Source organism: Bacillus sp. FSL K6-1338, from assembly GCF_038006965.1.
Classification (GTDB): Bacteria; Bacillota; Bacilli; order Bacillales; family Bacillaceae_G; genus Bacillus_A; species Bacillus_A thuringiensis_S.
This window is the reverse complement of the sequence record NZ_JBBOWI010000001.1, coordinates 275,001-277,500: the sequence shown is the minus strand read 5'-3', so window position 1 is coordinate 277,500 and position 2,500 is coordinate 275,001. Positions and strand designations below refer to the sequence as shown.

Here is a 2,500-nt window from a genome sequence, read left to right as displayed (position 1 = left end):
AATCAGTTGATCTAGGCATAGCAATATCCGGAACTTCTTGATAGGCACCTTTTACAACTCTTATTTTTCCTGGATAATGAAGGAGTTCTTGAATATCATTGTTTGAGCGGTATAAATGTGCCTGTATTGTTATCCCTACATTATGATATTGCTCAGTTACCTTTTTATAAATGGAAAGAATGTCCGCTGCTTTAGATGATTCTTCCATACTTATCATAAGGGTAGTTCCATGTACTTTCGCCTTCTCTGCCAACTCCATTAAATGAATATAAGATATTTCTGGATCTATAGACAATCCAATATGAGATAAATCAAGTGATACTGTTTGTTTCATAGATAGAGTACCTATGTCCCCAATAAGATTCAAAAACTCATTTTTTTGCTTTATAACATCCCTCTATATCAAGAGTATTTTCCCCTATGTATTCTAGTGAAGTATGATAACCTTTTGTAATTAGTTCTTTTGCCGTCCCAATCCCCTCATGTCTCGTTTCTCCGGTGACAAAGCGTTTCGCAGCTTGTAACAATAACGTATAGAGTTCATTGGATTGTTGAACATATGCTTTTATATGTTCATTCCGTTTTACATACACCTTCTTTAAATCAGCTTATCCTTTCTAAATTTATTGCTGAAGATTATTTGGAACGGCATATTATGAAGATGAAAAAAATCTATAAAAATCGAAGAGACTTCCTTATCCAGCAATTAAAATCAACATTCTCAAATACAATCAATATTTTCGGTTATTTTACAGTATTACATCTGATTGTTGAATTCAATCAAGTTCAATTCACAAAAGAATTACTTGAGAAAATCCAACAACTCGGAGTGAAAGTATATCCTGTGGAAGATCACGCCATTGAAAAAGGAAAACATTACAATCGAATTATTATAGGGTATGGACATTTAACAACTGCAGAAATAAAAGAGGGTGTGAGTAGGCTCCAGAGGGTAATACTTCGTATATATATTCTTGTTAGCAAATAGACTTTAAAGCTTAGTCATATTTTTCTGAAGGTATGCTACTTAAATGTGAAATTCTAATAAAATAAAGTTGTTTCTTGCTAGATAAACTTACTCATAGAGCCCACATTAATTACAAGTTTATTTTACAAAACACAAAAAAGACGAGTCATTCTGACTCGTCTTAAGCTTGCTTGGCGACGTCCTACTCTCACAGGGACAAGGTCCCAACTACCATCGGCGCTAGAGAGCTTAACTTCCGTGTTCGGTATGGGAACGGGTGTGACCTCTCTGCCATCATCACCAAACTATGAAGGCATATTCCTTCAAAACTAGATAACATTTGCTACATATTATATGGTTAAGTCCTCGATCTATTAGTATTCGTCAGCTCCACATGTCACCATGCTTCCACCTCGAACCTATCAACCTGATCATCTTTCAGGGATCTTACTAGCTTACGCTATGGGAAATCTCATCTTGAGGGGGGCTTCATGCTTAGATGCTTTCAGCACTTATCCCTTCCGCACATAGCTACCCAGCTATGCCCTTGGCAGAACAACTGGTACACCAGCGGTGCGTCCATCCCGGTCCTCTCGTACTAAGGACAGCTCCTCTCAAATTTCCTACGCCCACGACGGATAGGGACCGAACTGTCTCACGACGTTCTGAACCCAGCTCGCGTACCGCTTTAATGGGCGAACAGCCCAACCCTTGGGACCGACTACAGCCCCAGGATGCGATGAGCCGACATCGAGGTGCCAAACCTCCCCGTCGATGTGGACTCTTGGGGGAGATAAGCCTGTTATCCCCGGGGTAGCTTTTATCCGTTGAGCGATGGCCCTTCCATGCGGAACCACCGGATCACTAAGCCCGACTTTCGTCCCTGCTCGACTTGTAGGTCTCGCAGTCAAGCTCCCTTATGCCTTTGCACTCTACGAATGATTTCCAACCATTCTGAGGGAACCTTTGGGCGCCTCCGTTACACTTTAGGAGGCGACCGCCCCAGTCAAACTGCCCACCTGACACTGTCTCCCGGGTCGATAAGACCCGTAGGTTAGAATTTCAATACAGTCAGGGCGGTATCCCACCAGCGCCTCCACCGAAGCTAGCGCTCCGGTTTCAATGGCTCCCGCCTATCCTGTACAAACTGTACCAAAATTCAATATCAGGCTACAGTAAAGCTCCACGGGGTCTTTCCGTCCTGTCGCGGGTAACCTGCATCTTCACAGGTACTATAATTTCACCGAGTCTCTGGTTGAGACAGTGCCCAAATCGTTACACCTTTCGTGCGGGTCGGAACTTACCCGACAAGGAATTTCGCTACCTTAGGACCGTTATAGTTACGGCCGCCGTTTACTGGGGCTTCAGTTCAGAGCTTCGCTTACGCTAACCCCTCTCCTTAACCTTCCAGCACCGGGCAGGTGTCACCCCCTATACTTCGCCTTACGGCTTCGCAGAGAGCTGTGTTTTTGCTAAACAGTCGCTTGGGCCTATTCACTGCGGCTTTCCGTTAAGAAAGCACCCCTTCTCCCG

2 rRNA genes and 2 pseudogenes (2 of these 4 only partly in view) are annotated in these 2,500 nt (G+C 43.4%); 1 reads left to right on the top strand and 3 read right to left on the bottom strand.

Features of this window, described 5'->3' with window-relative positions:
* Positions 1 to 593: pseudogene (locus NZ044_RS01580) on the bottom strand (proline dehydrogenase family protein) (it extends 317 nt beyond the left edge of the window).
* Here NZ044_RS01580 and NZ044_RS01575 point away from each other — a divergent pair.
* Positions 512 to 988, top strand: a pseudogene (locus NZ044_RS01575) (PLP-dependent aminotransferase family protein); the annotation flags it as partial. The pseudogenes NZ044_RS01580 and NZ044_RS01575 overlap by 82 nt on opposite strands.
* A 168-nt stretch (positions 989 to 1,156) precedes the next feature.
* On the opposite strand, the gene rrf reads toward NZ044_RS01575, so the two are convergent.
* Both rrf and NZ044_RS01565 read right to left on the bottom strand, forming a co-directional pair.
* Positions 1,157 to 1,272 (bottom strand): 5S ribosomal RNA (gene rrf, locus NZ044_RS01570).
* A 49-nt stretch (positions 1,273 to 1,321) separates the two neighbouring features.
* A 23S ribosomal RNA gene (locus tag NZ044_RS01565) occupies positions 1,322 to 2,500 on the bottom strand; it runs 1,743 nt beyond the window's last position.